The organism is Catenuloplanes sp. NPDC051500, from assembly GCF_044454585.1.
Lineage (GTDB): Bacteria > Actinomycetota > Actinomycetes > Mycobacteriales > Micromonosporaceae > Catenuloplanes.
Genome location: NZ_JBITDX010000042.1, coordinates 21,529 through 37,027, shown reverse-complemented (window position 1 = coordinate 37,027; position 15,499 = coordinate 21,529). Strand labels below are relative to the sequence as shown.

14 protein-coding genes and 1 pseudogene are annotated in these 15,499 nt (G+C 72.6%); 10 read left to right on the top strand and 5 right to left on the bottom strand.

What is annotated here, in order from left to right; translation table 11 throughout:
• Positions 1-168: 168 nt before the first annotated feature.
• Positions 169-834 carry a response regulator gene (locus ACIA8K_RS40110; protein ID WP_396068746.1) on the bottom strand — a complete coding sequence of 222 codons (666 nt, stop codon included), beginning with the start codon at positions 832-834 and terminating at the stop codon, positions 169-171.
• Positions 831-2,354, bottom strand: coding sequence for a histidine kinase (locus ACIA8K_RS40105; protein WP_396068745.1), 1,524 nt, complete (start codon positions 2,352-2,354; stop codon positions 831-833). Before ACIA8K_RS40105 ends, ACIA8K_RS40110 begins: the two co-directional genes overlap by 4 nt.
• A gap of 163 nt (positions 2,355-2,517) precedes the next feature.
• Between ACIA8K_RS40105 and ACIA8K_RS40100 the strand changes: the two genes are divergently transcribed.
• Positions 2,518-3,249 (top strand): ABC transporter ATP-binding protein, encoded by a 732-nt coding sequence (locus ACIA8K_RS40100; RefSeq protein WP_396068744.1) that lies wholly within the window; start codon positions 2,518-2,520, stop codon positions 3,247-3,249.
• Between the two features lie 6 nt (positions 3,250-3,255).
• Positions 3,256-5,781, top strand: coding sequence for an ABC transporter permease (locus ACIA8K_RS40095; protein ID WP_396068743.1), 2,526 nt, complete (start codon positions 3,256-3,258; stop codon positions 5,779-5,781).
• A 42-nt stretch (positions 5,782-5,823) separates the two neighbouring features.
• Here ACIA8K_RS40095 and ACIA8K_RS40090 read toward each other — a convergent pair whose 3' ends face one another.
• Positions 5,824-6,132, bottom strand: coding sequence for a hypothetical protein (locus tag ACIA8K_RS40090; RefSeq protein WP_396068742.1), 309 nt, complete (start codon positions 6,130-6,132; stop codon positions 5,824-5,826).
• A 65-nt stretch (positions 6,133-6,197) separates the two neighbouring features.
• Between ACIA8K_RS40090 and ACIA8K_RS40085 the strand changes: the two genes are divergently transcribed.
• From ACIA8K_RS40085 to ACIA8K_RS40065, 5 genes are all read left to right on the top strand, one after another.
• A complete protein-coding gene (locus tag ACIA8K_RS40085; protein WP_396068741.1) occupies positions 6,198-7,010 on the top strand; it encodes a sensor histidine kinase in 813 nt (270 codons plus the stop codon).
• The gene (locus ACIA8K_RS40080; RefSeq protein WP_396068740.1) at positions 7,007-7,669 is read left to right on the top strand and encodes a response regulator; all 663 of its coding nucleotides are present in this window, start codon (positions 7,007-7,009) and stop codon (positions 7,667-7,669) included. Before ACIA8K_RS40085 ends, ACIA8K_RS40080 begins: the two co-directional genes overlap by 4 nt.
• Positions 7,670-7,853: 184 nt before the next feature.
• Complete coding sequence (locus ACIA8K_RS40075) at positions 7,854-8,219, top strand: hypothetical protein (protein ID WP_396068739.1); 366 nt, start codon at positions 7,854-7,856, stop codon at positions 8,217-8,219.
• Positions 8,216-8,389 carry a hypothetical protein gene (locus ACIA8K_RS40070; RefSeq protein ID WP_396068738.1) on the top strand — a complete coding sequence of 58 codons (174 nt, stop codon included), beginning with the start codon at positions 8,216-8,218 and terminating at the stop codon, positions 8,387-8,389. Before ACIA8K_RS40075 ends, ACIA8K_RS40070 begins: the two co-directional genes overlap by 4 nt.
• Positions 8,386-10,863 carry an FtsX-like permease family protein gene (locus ACIA8K_RS40065; RefSeq protein WP_396068737.1) on the top strand — a complete coding sequence of 826 codons (2,478 nt, stop codon included), beginning with the start codon at positions 8,386-8,388 and terminating at the stop codon, positions 10,861-10,863. Before ACIA8K_RS40070 ends, ACIA8K_RS40065 begins: the two co-directional genes overlap by 4 nt.
• A gap of 35 nt (positions 10,864-10,898) precedes the next feature.
• Here ACIA8K_RS40065 and ACIA8K_RS40060 read toward each other — a convergent pair.
• Positions 10,899-11,306: pseudogene (locus ACIA8K_RS40060) on the bottom strand (sigma-70 family RNA polymerase sigma factor); the annotation flags it as partial.
• Positions 11,307-11,566: 260 nt separating this feature from the next.
• Here ACIA8K_RS40060 and ACIA8K_RS40055 point away from each other — a divergent pair.
• Entirely contained in the window at positions 11,567-13,120 is a 1,554-nt protein-coding gene (locus tag ACIA8K_RS40055) for a tannase/feruloyl esterase family alpha/beta hydrolase (protein WP_396068736.1), read from the top strand.
• A gap of 149 nt (positions 13,121-13,269) precedes the next feature.
• A complete protein-coding gene (locus ACIA8K_RS40050) occupies positions 13,270-14,166 on the top strand; it encodes a pyridoxamine 5'-phosphate oxidase family protein (RefSeq protein ID WP_396068735.1) in 897 nt (298 codons plus the stop codon).
• A gap of 4 nt (positions 14,167-14,170) precedes the next feature.
• On the opposite strand, the gene ACIA8K_RS40045 is transcribed toward ACIA8K_RS40050, so the two are convergent.
• Positions 14,171-14,545, bottom strand: coding sequence for a winged helix-turn-helix transcriptional regulator (locus tag ACIA8K_RS40045; RefSeq protein ID WP_396068734.1), 375 nt, complete (start codon positions 14,543-14,545; stop codon positions 14,171-14,173).
• Positions 14,546-14,655: 110 nt separating this feature from the next.
• Here ACIA8K_RS40045 and ACIA8K_RS40040 point away from each other — a divergent pair, with 110 nt between their 5' ends.
• A complete protein-coding gene (locus ACIA8K_RS40040; RefSeq protein WP_396068733.1) occupies positions 14,656-15,486 on the top strand; it encodes an aldo/keto reductase in 831 nt (276 codons plus the stop codon).
• Positions 15,487-15,499 lie beyond the last annotated feature (13 nt).

Genomic DNA, 15,499 nt, shown 5'->3' with positions numbered 1-15,499 from the left:
ACATTCCGAACCCGGAAGCTAAGCCCACCAGCGCCGATGGTACTGCACTCGTGAGGGTGTGGGAGAGTAGGACACCGCCGGACTTCTTATTACTTAGGGCCACCCCATCCGGGGTGGCCCTAAGTGCGTTTCCCGAAATGTCGGTGTCGCCCCTCAACACTGCGCGGGTCAGGCGGACGGTGGTGACACGAGGCCGCCCTGGTAGGCCATCACCACCAGCTGGGCCCGATCGCGCGCCCCGAGTTTGCCCATCGCGTTGTTGATGTGGGTCTTGGCGGTCAGGGGCGAGAGGTACAGGCGGGTGGCGATCTCGTCGTTGGAGAGGCCGGTGGCGGCCAGGGTGACGATCTCGGTTTCGCGCGGGGTGAGGCCGGTGAGCCGGGGCGTGGGGGAGCGATCGGGCTCGCGAAGGAAGCGGGCGATCAGGGTGCGGGTCGCGGCGGGGGAGAGCAGTGAGTCGCCACGGGCCACCTGGCGGATGCCGGTGAGCAGGTCGGCAGGCTCGACACCCTTGCTCAGGAAGCCGCTGGCGCCGGCACGCAGCGCGTGAAGCACGTTCTCGTCGATCTCGAAGGTGGTCAGGATCAGCACCTTCACACAGCTCAGCTCGGGGTCGCCGGTGATCTGCCGGGTGGCTTCGATGCCGTCCAGTTCCGGCATGCGGATGTCCATCAGGACCACGTCGGGCCGGGTGCTGCGGGCCAGCGCGACCGCCTCCCGGCCGGTGCCGGCCTCGCCCACCACCTCCAGGTCGGGTGCGGAGTCGACGAGGACGCGCAGACCGGCCACGATGAGCTTCTGGTCGTCGGCGAGCAGCACGCGGATCGGGGTCATGGCGTGGTGCTCGGCGCGGGGAGGTGCGCGCGCAGACGGAACACGCCGTCGCGATCGCCGCGAGCGGTGACAGTGCCGCCGACCGCAGCCGCACGTTCACGCACGCCCAGCAGTCCATAACCGGTGCCGGCGAATGCGTGTTCGTCCAGACCCACCAGCCCGTGCCCGGCGCCGCCGGACGCCTGTTTGTGCCGGCTCGCCAGTCCGTGACCGGCGCCGCCGGATGCCTGTTCATCCAGACCCACCAGCCCGTGACCGGCGCCGCCGGACGCCTGTTCGTGCCGACCCATCAGCCCGTGACCAGCGGCGCCGGATGCCCGTTCGTGCGGACCGACCAGCCCGTCACCGGCGTCGCCCACGGACGTGTGTTCGCGAACGCCCACCGGCCCGTGACCGGCCCCGGCCGCGTGTTCGTGCACCGCGATCAGTTCGTGATCGCCGCCGCTGGAGGCGTGTTCGTGCGCCCGCATCAGCCCGCGACCGGCCCCGCCCGCGGCCCCGGGAATGCGAGCGGCGTTGTCGACCGAGATGCTGACCTCCTCCGGGGTGTAGGTCAGATGCAGCCGTACGACCCCGCCGTTCCCGTGCTTGTGCGCGTTGGTCAACGCCTCCTGCACGATCCGGAACGCGGCATGGTCGACCGCGGCCGGCAACGTCCGTGCCTGGCCTTCGGACTGGTGCGCCACCTGCAGGCCGCTTCCGGCAAGCGTGCGCAGCAGGTCGTCGAGCCGGGCCAGGCCGGGCGTGGGCTCACCGGCCGGGTCGTCCGGATCGCCTGGTGTGCGGAGCACTCCTAACACTGTGGACAGATCCGCAAGCACGGCCCTGCCGGCCTGCCGGACGACGGCGAGCGACTGCCGCGCGGTCTCCGGCTGGTCGTCGAGGACGTGTGCGGCCACGCCGGCCTGCACGTTGATCAGCGCGATGTGGTGTGCCACCACGTCGTGGAGCTCCCGGGCGATCCGCAGTCGTTCGTCGATGACCCGGCGGCGTGCGGTCTCCTCCCGGCTGCGTTCCGCCCGCTGGGCCCGTTCCAGCACGGCCTCCAGGTAGGCGCGCCGGGTTCGCGCGACGTCGCCGAGCGCGGTGGCCATGCCGCCCCACGCGATCACCGAGACGGTCTCGGGCTGCTGCCAGTCCACGCCGCCGAGCTGGACCGCCGCGAGGTAGACGACCACGGCCGCGGTCGCGGTAAGCGTCCACGCGGTGATCCGGCTCGTCATCGTGGCCGTGGTGTAGGCGGCGACGAGCGCGGCGGCGGCGAACGGGGGCAGCAGGTCGGTGGCGGCCGTGGCGGCGGCGGTGGCGAGCGTCGCGGCGGCCAGGACCGGGACCGGCCAGCGGCGGCGGGCGGCGATCAGGCCCGCGGCGGCCACGGCGGAGGCGATGTCGACCGCGTGTAGTTGGCGGCTGTCGTGGTCGTCGCCGCCGATCACTGTCGCGCCGAGCACCAGCAGCATGATCGCGGCGCCGAGCGCGAGATCCTGCAGAGCCGGGCGCGACGCGATTCGCACAGACATGCCGCCACGGTACGGACAGCGCGCGCGTCCCCGCATCGTCTGCCGGTAGTAGACGGCTACTCCGCCGGTAGTAGACGGCTTCTACGGCCGGGCGCCGAAGCGGATCAGGCGCGGTGAACGCGATTGTGGCGTCGTCGTCATCGCATCGCTTGAGGAGACACGCATGCACGCCGTACACGCGAAGGATGTCTGGAAGGTTTATGGGACCGGAGAGGCGCAGGTGGCCGCGCTGCGCGGGGTGAGTCTGACGCTCGAGCGGGGTGGGTTCACCGTGATCATGGGCCCGTCCGGCTCCGGGAAGTCGACGTTGATGCACTGCCTGGCGGGGCTGGACGAGGTGACCCGCGGCGAGATCCTGATCGGGACGACCGCGCTGTCCGGGTTGCGCGACCGGGCGATGACCCGGCTGCGCCGTGAGCGGATCGGTTTCATCTTCCAGCAGTTCAACCTGCTGCCGACGCTCAACGCGGAGGAGAACATCCGGTTGCCGCTGGCGATCGCCGGCCGGAAACCGGATCCGGAGTGGATGGCGCGGGTGATCGGGGCGGTCGGGTTGGGTGAGCGGCTCTCCCACCGGCCGGCGCAGCTGTCCGGCGGGCAGCAGCAGCGGGTGGCGTGCGCGCGGGCGCTGCTCGCCCGGCCGGAAGTGATCTTCGCGGACGAGCCGACCGGGAATCTCGACTCCCGGGCCGGCGCCGAGGTGCTCGGCTTCCTGAAGGCGTCCGTGCGCGACTTCGGCCAGACGATCGTGATGGTCACGCACGACCCGGTGGCGGCCTCCCATGCGGACCGCGTGGTCTTCCTCGCGGACGGCGAGATCGTGCACGAGCTGCACGAACCGTCCGCGGACGCGGTGCTCGACACCATGAAGAACCTCGACACGGTACGGAGCTGAGCCGCCATGCTTCACGCCACGCTCAGGAGTCTGCTCGCCCGCCGGGCCCGCCTGCTGCTCGCCGGTCTCGCGGTCGTGCTCGGCGTCACGTTCGTGTCCGGGTCGTTCGTGCTGACCGGCACGCTCGGCCGCGCGTTCGACGACCTCTACGCCCTGCAGTACCGCGACGTGGGCGTGCAGGTGCGCCCGGCGACCGGTGCGGGAGCGGCCGAGGACGACGACGAGATCCGCACAGGTGTACCGGCCGCGCTTGCCGGCCGGGTCGCCGCGGTCCCCGGGGTGGAGTCCGCGACCGGGATCGTCTCGGTCGATGGGGCCAGGGTGATCGGTGCGGACGGCAAGGTCGTCACCACCACCGGCCCGTCCCGGCTGGGTTCCAACTGGACCGGTGAGACCGCGCTGGTACGCCTGCGCACCGGCCGCGCCCCGGCCTCGGCCGACGAGGTGGTGCTGAACGCGGCGCTGCTCGACGCGGCCGGCCTGCGGCTTGGGGACAGCGTCGGCATCCTCACCACCCAGCCGAAACGCACGTTCACGGTCGTCGGCGTGATGGAGTACAGCGGCGGCCGGGACAGCCTCGGCGGAAACCTTGAGGTGTCCTTCCACGACTCGGTCGCGTCGCGGCTCATGCTCGGCCGCGACGGCCTGTTCTCCGCGGTGGAGGCGACACCGGGAACCGACGCGGTACGCACCGCGGTCAGCAGCACGCTTGGCGCCGGTTACCGGGTGCAAACCGGCGCGGAGTTGCGCGCCGCGGCCCGGGCGGACGCCCAGTCGGACCTGGCGCTCTTCAACGGCGTCCTGCTCGGTTTCGCGGCCGTGTCGCTGCTTGTCGGGATCTTCCTGATCCTCAACACGTTCTCCATCATCGTCGCGCAGCGCACCAGGGAGCTGGCCGTGCTGCGCGCGCTCGGCGGCAGCCGTTGGCAGACAGTCGGTTCGGTGCTTGTCGAGGCGCTGGTGATCGGCGTGGTCGCGGCCACGGCCGGGCTGGGTCTCGGCATCGGCGTCGGCTGGCTGCTGGCGTGGCTGTTCAGCGGCCGGAGCGGGACCGGGCTGTCCGGCCTCGGTGTGCCGGTGGCCGCGCCGCTTGTGGCGTACGGCGTCGGCGTGCTCGTCAGCCTGGTCGCCGCGCTGGTCCCGGCGCTGCGCGCGTCGCGCATCCCGGTGGTCGCGGCGCTGCGGGAGTCGGCCACACCGGACCGCCCGCTCACCACGCCGACAGTCGCGGGTGTCCTCGCCGGCACGCTCGGCGGTGTGCTCCTCGGCGTCGGGCTCGCCCGGGACGGGGCGCCGTGGTGGATCGGGGCCGGCGCGCTGGCCGCGTTCGCCGGCGTCACGCTGCTGACCCCGGCGCTGGCACGGCCGGTGGCGGGCACGGCCGGGCTGCTCTTCGCCGGCACGGTCACGGGCCGGCTCGGGCGGCTCAACGCGGTCCGCAACCCGCGCCGTACCGCGGTGACCGCCACCGCGCTGATGGTCGGCATCGCGCTGATCACCGGCCTGAACACGGTCCTGGCGTCGACCACGGCGAGCCTCCGGGACCGGGTCGCCGACCGGATCACCGCCGACCTGATGATCGCTGGTGACAGCTCCCTGGCGGACGATCCGCCGGCCTTCGACCCCGCGATCGTCGAGCGGGTCCGGGCCGTCCCGGGCGTCAGCGCGGTGGCCGGCACGTATCGCGGTGACGCGGTCATCGACGGGCAGCCGGGCGCGGTCTCGGTGGTCACCGATCTGCGCGCGCTGGCCGGGATGTACTCGGTCACGGCGACCGAGGGCACGCTCGGCGAGCTGGGCCCGGACCAGGTCGCGGTCGACACGGCGACTGCGGGGCAGCGGGGTCTGCACGCCGGGTCCGCAGTGCAGGTCGCGCTCGCCTACGGCGAGCCCCGGACGATGACGGTCGTGGCAGTGCACACCGGTGGTGCCGCGGTCGGCCAGTGGCTGCTGCCGGCCTCCGAGGCGCCGCACCTCGAGGTGCCGCAGGTGACGAACGTGGACCTCACGGTGGCCCCTGGCACCTCGGTCCCGGACGTCCGGCGCGCGGTGGAGACGCTGCTCGCGGACAGCCCGGAGATCACCGTCACCGACCGGGACGGCTACCTGCGGCGGCAGACCGGCAGGTACGACTCGATCGTGACGCTGGTCCAGCTCCTGCTGGCGCTGGCCGTGCTCATCGCGGTCCTCGGCGTCGTCAACACGCTCGCCCTGTCCGTGCTGGAACGCACCCGGGAGATCGGCCTGATCCGCGCGGTCGGCCTGACCCGTGGACAGACCCGGTGGATGGTCACGGTCGAAGCGGTGATCATCGCGGTGTTCGGCGCGCTGCTCGGCGTCCTCACCGGCGTCGGGCTCGGCGCGGCCGCGGTCCGCGCGCTGCACGGCAGCGGCCTCACCACCCTCGCGCTGCCCTGGCCCCGGATCGGCCTGTACCTGCTTGTGGGCGCCGCGGTCGGCGTGGTCGCCGCGATCCTGCCCGCGATCCGTGCGGCCCGGACGAACGTGCTGCACGCCATCTCCTACGAATGATCCGCAGGGCTCACGCCCGTCACGCTCTGACGGCGAGGCCGCTCAGTATCGTGAGGGGATGGGAGCCCTGCTGAGCCGGTGGGTGCCGGTCTCGTGGCTGTGGACGCTGTGGGACCTGGTCATCGCCACGGTGGTCGCGGCGATCGCGGTGCAGTACCTGGCCGCGTCGGTGTGGGACATGCTGATCGGGCTGGGCATGGCGGCCGCGCTGATCGCCCGCCGGCACGCGCCGATCGCGGTCTTCGCGGCGGTGTCCGCGCTGGCGCTTCTGCAACTCGGGGTGGGCAGCGCGGTGCCGGCCGGGTACGACCTGGCGGTGTTCGTCGCGATGGCCGCGGTGGTGACGCACACCCGCGCGCTCTGGCCGGCCCTTGCCGCGGGCGCGGTGGTGACGGACGTCCCGCACGCTGATCAGCGTGCGGGACGTCCTGCTCTACGACGACTGGGCCCTGACCCCGCTCACAGTCGTGGTGAACCTGCTGACCGTGTGGTCCGCCTGCGCCGCCCTGTGGGTGCTGGCCTTCGTGGTGCGGGTCGGCCGGGACCGTGCGGCGACCGCCCGGCGGGAGCGCGCGCACCTCGCGATGCTTGCCGAGGCGGACGAGCGGGCGTTCATCGCCCGCGAGCTGCACGACGTGGTGGCGCACAGCCTGGCCGTGATGATCGCGCAGGCGGACGGTGCGAGCTACGTGGTGGAGCGGAACCCGGCCGCCGCGCGCGAGGCGATGCGCACGGTGGCCGGGACCGGGCGGGAGGCGCTTGACGACATGCACCGGATCGTCGCGGTGCTTCGCGGCAGCGCCGGGACCGAGAGCGCGGACGACCTGCGGCCGCACGGTCTGGAGGAGCTGGAGGCGCTCGCGGCCCGGGCCCGTACCGCCGGAGTGGGCGTGGTGGTGAAGGTCGAGGGGGAGACCGGTGCGCTGTCCGCCGCGGACGAGCTGACCGTCTACCGGATCGTGCAGGAGAGCCTGACAAATGTGCTGCGGCACGCCGGCCCGGGCGCCGAGGCCGAGGTGCTGTTGCGGGTCGGCGGCGGGCGTGCGGTGCTGGAGATCGGCGACGACGGCGGGGGCCGCCCGGCGGACACGCACCGCGGCGGCGGGAACGGGCTGCTCGGCATGCGGGAGCGGGTGGCGGTGCACGGCGGCGAGTTCAGCGTCGGCCCGCGTGTGCCCGGGCCGGGCTGGGAGCTCCGTGCCGTCATGATGATCAAGGGAGCCGCGTGAGCATCCGGGTGCTGCTCGTCGACGATCAGGCGCTGGTCCGCGCCGGGTTCGCGATGGTGCTGTCCGCACAGGATGACATGGTGGTGGTCGGCGAGGCCGGTACCGGCGCGGAGGCGCTGTCAGTGCTCGCGTCGACAGCTGCCGACGTGGTGGTGATGGACATCCGGATGCCGGTGATGGACGGCGTCGAGGCGACCCGGCGGATCTGCGCGGGGCCCGGCGGCGGCCCCCGGGTGCTGGTGCTGACCACGTTCGACACCGATGCGGACGCGTTCGCCGCGCTGCAGGCCGGCGCGAGCGGGTTCCTGCTGAAGAACGCGCCGCCGGAGGACCTGCTCGCCGCGATCCGGGTCGTCGCGGGCGGGGAGTCGGTGGTGGCGCCGCGGATCACCCGGGCGCTGCTGGACCGCTTCGCCGGTCAGCTGACGCTCTCCGGGCGGGCCGACGACCGGCTGGCCGCGCTCACCGACCGGGAGCGGGAAGTGCTCGAGCTTGTCGCGGGTGGACTGTCGAACACGGAGATCGCGGCCCGGCTGCACGTGGCGGAGGGGACGGTGAAGGTCCACTTCGGCCGGATCCTGGCCAAGCTGGAGTTGCGGGACCGGGTGCAGGCAGTCGTGTTCGCCTACGAGATCGGCCTGGTCAGACCGGCTTCCTGAGCCTCCGTGTATGACCCTGGTCGTACCCGCGAGGCTTGGAGATCTGCTTCTGCGCAGATGTGCGAGGGACCCTCGGCACCGTTGAATAGTCGATGTTCCCAACCCACGGATTTCGGCGGTCAACATGATTAATAACGAAAAAACCCGCAACTTGGGAAAAATCGCGGTTCTTGGTGTCGTTGCGGTGCTGGTCCTGGGGGGTGTCGGCTACGGCGTGACCTACGCGTGGGACCGCCACTTCGGGCCCAGCGACGCCTCCGCCGAGGACTGCCGCCTCGCCCAGCAGCTCTTCGACCGCGCCCAGACCCCGCCCACCGACCCGGCCGAGGCGGAGAAGTGGGATCAGGAGATCCGCCAGATCCGCTACACGAAGCTTGTCGACCAGGGGATCAGCACCGAGATCGGCAAGTACGTGCGCTGGCAGGCCGCCAAGGCCACCGGTCAGGGCGACCTGCCCACGCCGGAGCAGTTCGACACCATGCTCGACCTGGCGATCGGCGGCTGCGAGAACAGCGGCGTCGACCTGAAGATCCCGGCGCTGCCCCGATGAACGAGCGCCCGGCCGAACTCTCCGGCGGCCGGCAGCAGCGGGTCGCGCTCGCCACCCGGCCCGAGGTGGTCTTCGCGGACGAGCCGACCGGAAACCTCGACTCCGGCTCCGGCGCGGAGGTGCTCGGCCTGCTCAGGGGCAGCGTGCACCGGCTCGGCCGGACCCGATGAACATAAGCGTGCTGCGGACCCAGCTCAGTGGCGTGCTGCGCCGTCCGGGCCGGATGCTGATGACCGGCCTGTCCGTGCTTGTCGCCGCGCTCGTCGTGTTCGGCACCGTGCTGGCGCACCAGATCGTCACCCGGACCATGCTCGACACGTTCAGCGAGACACCTGAGGCGGCCGGGCTGGTCGTCACCGCGCAGGGCGGTGACCCGCTCACCCCGGAGCAGCTCGGCCTGATCCGGCGTACGCCCGGCGTCACCGGCCTCGCCGGCCGGCTGACCGCGACGTTCACCGTCGGCGACGCCGCGTCCGGCACCGCGCTCGACGTGATCGCGGACCCGGGCGCCGGGCCGCTGTCGCGGATCACGCCTGTCGACGGCACCTACCCGGACGGCGACCGGGAGATCGCGCTCGACCGGCGCGCCGCGGCCCGGCTCGGCGCCGCGCCCGGCAGCACGCTGCGGCTCACCGCGGACTCCGGACCGGTCACTGTGACTGTCACAGGGGTCGTCGCCGGGGCGCGGGACAGCGCGGAACGCGGCTACGCGCCGGACGCGGTGCTTGCCGCGCTCGCCGGGCAGACCGGCTACCCGCGGGTGGACGTGCTCACCGCGCCCGGCACCGACCTGACCGTGGCGATGTCCACGCTCGGCGACGCGCTGCTGCGGGACCCGATGGCGTACATCAGCGTCACCACAGGCGAGACCATGCGGGTCCGCGAGGCCACCGAGGAGGTCCGGCAGCTCGACCAGGTGTTCGCGCTGATCGCCATGTTCGTCGGCGTCGCGGTCGTCGCGGCCGCGCTTGTCGCCACGTCCACGTTCCGGATCGTGTTCGCCCAGCGGATGCGCCAGCTCGCGCTGCTGCGCACCATCGGCGCCCAGCGCGGCCAGTTGGTCGGCGCGCTCACCGTGGAGGGCGCGGTGGTCGGCCTGGTCACCGGCACCACCGGGGTCCTGATCGCGCTGGCCGGCGGCCTGGCCGCCCCGGCCGTCGCAGGCTGGTTCGGGCAGACGCTCACCGGCCCCGGTCTCCCGGCCGGCCCGGCCGTCGCGGTCGTCGCCGGCGCGGTCCTGATCACGGTCGGCGCGGTGCTCGCCCCCGCGTTCGCGGCCGCCGGCGTGGCCCCGCTGCAGGCGCTGCGCAGCTCCAGCACGGCCGGGTCCGAACGCGGCGTTCCGCTCGCCCGGCTGCTGCTCGGCCTGCTGCTCGCGGCCTGCACCGGCGGCCTGATCTGGCTGACGCTCGACACGATGAACAGTGAGGACGCCACCAACCGGGTGCTGCTCTACCTGCTGGGCGTGGGCACGTTCGCCTACGGCACGCTCATCGCGCTCGGCCCGTTGCTGATCCGGCCGGTCCTGGCCGTGCTCGGCGCGCCGCTGCGCCTGCTCGGCCCGACCGGGCGCCTCGCGGTCAGCGGGCTCGGCGGCACACCGCGCCGGGCCGCCGCCGTGTCGGTTGTCGTCGCGCTCGGCGTCACCATGCTGGCCGGCACCGTGGTCGGCCTCTCCAGCATGCAGACCTGGACCGATCGGCAGATGGCGGTACGTACCCCCGCGGATCTGGCCATGTTCTCCGACGACACGCCGCTGACCGGCGACGTCCTGGCCGCGTTGCGCGCGGACGCCCGCTTCCGGGACGTCACGCCGTTCCGGACCGCGGAGTTCACCGGCGGGCAGGTCAGCCACATCGCCGTCGACCTGGACCCGGCCGCGCTGCCGGCACTGTCCGCGCTTGAGGCCGCGGACGGCTCGCTCACCGCGTTCGGCCCCGGCAAGGTGATCCTCGCGGACGCGGCCGCGGCCGACCTCGGGGTGCGGGCCGGCGACACAGTGACGCTCGGCGGGGCCCTGGTGCAGGTCGCCGCGGTGCTTACCGGCGAGGCCCCGCTGCGGCTCGGCGCCGTGCTCGACCCGGCCGACCTGACCGCGATCGGCGGCGCCGCCCCGGAACCGACAGGCGTGCTCGCGAACATCGCGTCCGGCGGCCGGGACGACGCGCTCGCCGCGTTCCGCCGGATCGGCGCCGGCGCGGAGGTCGCGGTGCTCGCGGACCAGCGGGACAAGGCCACCGGGGAGATCTCGTCGCTGCTGTTCGCGGCGCTCGGCCTGCTCGGGCTGACCGTGCTGATCGCTGTCGTCGGCGTCGGCACCACCACCGGCCTGTCGGTGATGGAACGCACCCGCGAGTCCGGGCTGCTGCGCGCGCTCGGCATGAGCCGGGGCCGGATCCGGGTCATGATCGGCACCGAGGCCGCGCTCTACGGCACCATCGGCGCGGTCCTCGGCACCGCGCTCGGCGTGCCACTTGCCTGGCTCGCGCTCGACGCGCTCCGGCTCGACCTGCCGAGGACGTTCCCGGCCGGCCGGCTCCTGCTGATCATCGTGTCGCTTGCCGCGATCACCGTGCTCGCAGGCCTGGTCCCGGCCCGCCGCGCGGCGCGGGTCAGCCCGGTCGCGGCGCTGTCCGTGGACTGAGGCGGCGGGGTCTCGGTCAGGATGAGGCGCATCTTCGTCAGCCCGCGCAGGGTCTGTGACTTGATGGTGCCCTCGGAGCAGCCGAGCTGGCGGGCCACGTCCGCGACGCTCTGATCGCACAGGAACCGCAGCACCAGGACGCTGCGCTGCGCCGGGGTGAGCCGGCGCAGCGCGGCCCGCAGCACCTCCCGGTCCTCGAAGCCGGCCGCCTGCACCGACCGCTCCACCCCGGCGTCACCGGCCAGTCGCACCTTCCACCAGCCACGGCGGCGGTCGTCGAGGAACGTGCGGATCAGGATCCGGTGCACGTACCCGTTGATGTTCTCGGCCCGCGAGACCCGGGGCCACTTGGCGTACACGCTTGCGAGCGTCTCCTGCACCAGGTCGTCCGCCTGATGGGGATCACCGCAGAGCGTGTAGGCCCACCGCCGCAGGACCGTCATCCGGCCGGCGGCATAAGCAACAAAAGCCTCAGACCCATTCGTGGGTACGCCGTGCGCCCGCGTCTCCATACGCCAGAACCTAGGGACGTGCACATAAGCGCCGGATAAAGAGCGTGCCAGGCGTCGATGTCAGTGCGCCGGGTCCGCCGGTTGGGGTGAGCGGGGACTGGCCGAACGGTTCTTGCCGCCGGTTCCCGCCGCCCGCACAGTGATGGCGGCGGATACGGCCCCGGCGCCGGACGACAGACGGAGAGGACCCGATGGGCTACCGGCGCTACTCGTACCTCGGGCTGCCCGTCCTGGTGGTGATGCTCCTGGTCCTCGCGCATGCCGGCGTCGCCGCTGCCGTCCGCGACCACCAAGCCCGCAGCTGCGTGAACCTGGCCGCGCTGCGGTTGGCGGACACCACGATCACCGGCGCGACGGTGGTGCCCGCGACCCGCTCCGCACCCGCCCACTGCACGGTCCGCCTGACCGTCACGAACCCGCCCGCCACCGACCTGATCACCGTCGCGGTGTGGCTTCCGGCCGGGAACTGGAACGGCCGCTTCCAGGGCCTCGGCGGCAGCGGGTTCACCGGCGGCCTGCGCACCGACACGCCGGACGCGGAGCTGCGCGCCGGATACGCGGTCGCCACCACCGACACCGGCCACCCGGGCGACAGCGGCAGCTTCGCGCTCGGCGCGGGCGGCGCACAGCGCGTGACTGACTTCGGCCACCTCGGCATCCACCGGATGACAGTCGCCGCAAAGGCCGTGGTGAGCGCGTACTACGGGCGTACGACGTTCCGCAGCTACTTCAGCGGCTGCTCCACCGGCGGGCGGCAGGGGCTGATGGAGGCGCAGCGCTACCCGGCCGACTACGACGGGATAGCCGCGGCGTCACCCGCGATCAACTGGACGAAGTTCCACCCGGCGCAGCTCTGGGGCCAGCTGCAGATGCTGATCAGCGGCCACCGGGTCGCGCCCTGCGTGCTGACCGCCGCCACCGATGCCGCGATCGCCGCGTGCGACCCGGCCGACGGCCTCACCGACGGGATCATCGGCGACTGGGAGGGATGCCGGTTCGACGCGCGCACGCTGATCGGCACCGTCACGCCTTGCGGCGCCGTCACCGCGGCCGACGCCCGGCTGATCAACGCGATCTGGGACGGGCCACGCGACAGTAACGGCGCCCGCCTCTGGTACGGCCTGGAACGCGACGCCTCGCTCGGGCCGCTGCACGACACCGAGCCGTTCTTCATCACCGTCGAATGGCTGCGCTACTTCGTGGCACAGAACCCCGGCTGGGACTGGCGCACCCTCACCTATGACCGCTACCTGCGGCTGTTTGACCAGTCGGTGCAGCGCTACCGCGACGTGCTGGCCACCGACGACCCGGACCTGTCCGCGTTCCGTGACGCGGGCGGCAAGGTGGTCATCTGGCACGGCACCGCCGACCCGGTGGTCATGTTCCGCGGGTCCGTCGACTATCACCGCCGCCTGACGAACGCGATGGGCGGCGCGGACCGTACCGCCGCGTTCGCCAGGTTCTTCGTCGCCCCCGGCGTCGCACACTGCGGCGGTGGGCAGGGCGCCACCCCCACCGCGGTCCTCGACGCGGTCGTCCGCTGGGTCGAGTCCGGCGATGCCCCCACCCACCTGCGCGGCGAACGCACGGACAGCGCCGGCCGCACGCTTCTCACCCGCCCGGTCTGCCCCTACCCGCAGGTGGCGATGCTCACCGGCCGCGGGCCCGTCACCGACCAGAGGAGCTTCACCTGCGCCGGTACGCCCACCGGCACCCCGGCCGAGCGGGCGCGCAATCCCCGCTAGCGTCATGATGCTCCTGTCCGCGAGGAATCGATCCACAGCAGACTCGGGGACCATGGCGGCCGCCAGAACCCGGACAGCGGGCCAAGGCTGACCGCTGTCGGCGGAGGCGTCGTGATGCGTGCATCGTCGGCGGGCCTTAAGATCCGCGCGTGGATGATCTCTATGACCTCGTGACCGCCTACCGGACCTGTGAGTTCGCCACGTTGGCCAAGGACGGGACGCCGATCGTCTGGCCGACGTCGCCGTGGCCGCGCCCGGACGGGACGTTCCTGGTGACGACATCACTCGGGTTTCCGCAGAAGGCGCTGAACGTACGGCGGGACCCGCGGGTGGCGCTGCTCTTCTCCGATCCGACCGCGAGTGGGCTGGACCGGCCGGAGCAGGTGCTGGTGCGGGGCACGGCGACCTGCCCGGACGAGATCGTGACGGATCCGGCCGGGCTGGAGGCGTACTGGACGATGCTCTTCACACGTCAGCCGGGCAGCCGCGCCTATGTGACACCGCCCGCGACCTGGCTGATGGACTGGTACTACATGCGGCTGCTGATCACCGTGACGCCTGACTCGCACGTGCGGCGGGACGCGTTCGTCCCGGAGACCCGGCCGGAGACCACGGCGAACCCGCTGGGTGCGGACCGGATTCGCGCGTTCCCGTCCGCGGTGCTCGGCGCGCGGGACGCGGACGGCATGCCGGCGCTGGCCCGGACCGTGCCGATGCCCGACGGTGACGGGTACACGCTTACCGTGCCGGACGACGTCGAGATCGTGCCCGGCCCGGCCTCGCTGCTGGTACACCGCCACGACGAGCAGCTGAGCAACATGAAGAACGTGCTGGTGCGCGGCGTGCTGACCCGCTCCGGCGACGGCTGGCGGCTCACGCCGTCGACGGTGATCGAGCCGACGCCGTCCGACTCGCCGGCCGGGATCGTCCGGCTGGTCCGGATGACCAAGCGAAGCATGCGTGGCTATCTGAAACGCCGCGGCCTTCCCCGGCCGCGCGTCCCGTGGGCCGCCTACCGCCCGCTGGTGGCCGCATCCAAGCGCTGACCGGTCAGGCGTTGCTCTCCCGGTGCGCGCGGATCGCCCCGTAGTTTGTGGAGGCCCAGTTGACCAGGGCGGTCGCGGTGTCCAGCAGGCTCTCGCCGAGCGGCGTCAGCGCGTATTCGACCCGCGGCGGCACCTCGGGATAGGCGGTGCGCGTGACCAGGCCGTCCTCGGTGAGCTGCCGCAGCGTAAGCGTGAGCATGCGCTGAGAGATGCCGGGAACGACCTGCTGCAGATTGGTGTAGCGGCGCGGGCCGTCGCGAAGCAGGGCGATGACGAGCAGGCTCCACTTGTCGCCGACCCGGTCCAGGATCTCGCGGATGAAGCCGCCGTGCTCGGCCGGCAGCGGCCCGCACGCGCCGTGCCGGTCCTCGTCGGTCATGATGCGCAACCCCCGATACAGACACCCGTGTGCCTTTTGTAGACCGGCCGATACTCACGCACGATGTGGCTACGCACAAGGTGTGCGTAGCCACGAAGAAGGCGAGAGTCATGTCGTTCAAGCCCACGTCCCGTATCGGTTTCGGCGCCATGCAGCTGTCCCGGCTGCACGGCGACCGCGCAGCCGCCATCGCGGTACTGCGCCGCGCGGAGGAACTCGGCGTCGACCATGTGGACACCGCGCGGTTCTACGGCAACGGGTTCGCCGACGAGGTGGTCCGGGAGGCGCTGGGCGGCCGCGTCACGGTTGTCACAAAGGTCGGCGCGGCACCCCACCCGCCGCAGCCGTGGCCGAAGGCCGCCCAGCGCCCGGCGGAGTTGCGCGCCGAGGTCGAGGCGAACCTGACCGGCCTCGGCGTGGACCGCCTCGACGTGGTCAACCTGCGGCGCAACGACACCGGTCCGGGTGGGCCGCTCGAGCGGGACCAGATCGTGGATGTGGAGGACCAGCTCGCCGAGCTGATCGCGCTGCGCGACGAGGGGAAGATCGGCGGTATCGGCCTGAGCAGCGTGTCCCTGGACGTGCTGCGGCGCGGGCTCCCGGCCGGCATCGTCTGCGTGCAGAACGCCTACAGCCTCGCGAACCGCTCCGACGAGGCACTGCTGCAACTGTGCGTGGACGAGGACATCGCCTGGGTGCCGTACTTCCCGCTGGGGAGCGCGTTCCCGGGCGTGCCCAAGGTGACGGACCGGCCGGCAGTCATCGCCGCGGCTGCGCGGCTGGGCGCCACGCCCGCGCAGATCGGCCTCGCCTGGCTGCTGCACCGCGCCCCGAACGTGCTGCCCATCCCGGGTACGGCCGATGTCGCGCACCTGGAGGAGAACATGGGTGCGGCGTCGATCACGCTTGACGACGAGACGCTGAGGAGCCTGGAGAGCTGAGGAACAGGGTGGC

Coding starts and splice junctions, on each gene's coding strand:
- ACIA8K_RS40110 (WP_396068746.1), bottom strand. CDS start 834: ATGACCCCGATCCGCGTGCTGCTCGCCGACGACCAGAAGCTCATCGTG.
- ACIA8K_RS40105 (WP_396068745.1), bottom strand. CDS start 2,354: ATGTCTGTGCGAATCGCGTCGCGCCCGGCTCTGCAGGATCTCGCGCTC.
- ACIA8K_RS40100 (WP_396068744.1), top strand. CDS start 2,518: ATGCACGCCGTACACGCGAAGGATGTCTGGAAGGTTTATGGGACCGGA.
- ACIA8K_RS40095 (WP_396068743.1), top strand. CDS start 3,256: ATGCTTCACGCCACGCTCAGGAGTCTGCTCGCCCGCCGGGCCCGCCTG.
- ACIA8K_RS40070 (WP_396068738.1), top strand. CDS start 8,216: ATGAACGAGCGCCCGGCCGAACTCTCCGGCGGCCGGCAGCAGCGGGTC.
- ACIA8K_RS40065 (WP_396068737.1), top strand. CDS start 8,386: ATGAACATAAGCGTGCTGCGGACCCAGCTCAGTGGCGTGCTGCGCCGT.
- ACIA8K_RS40055 (WP_396068736.1), top strand. CDS start 11,567: ATGGGCTACCGGCGCTACTCGTACCTCGGGCTGCCCGTCCTGGTGGTG.
- ACIA8K_RS40045 (WP_396068734.1), bottom strand. CDS start 14,545: ATGACCGACGAGGACCGGCACGGCGCGTGCGGGCCGCTGCCGGCCGAG.
- ACIA8K_RS40040 (WP_396068733.1), top strand. CDS start 14,656: ATGTCGTTCAAGCCCACGTCCCGTATCGGTTTCGGCGCCATGCAGCTG.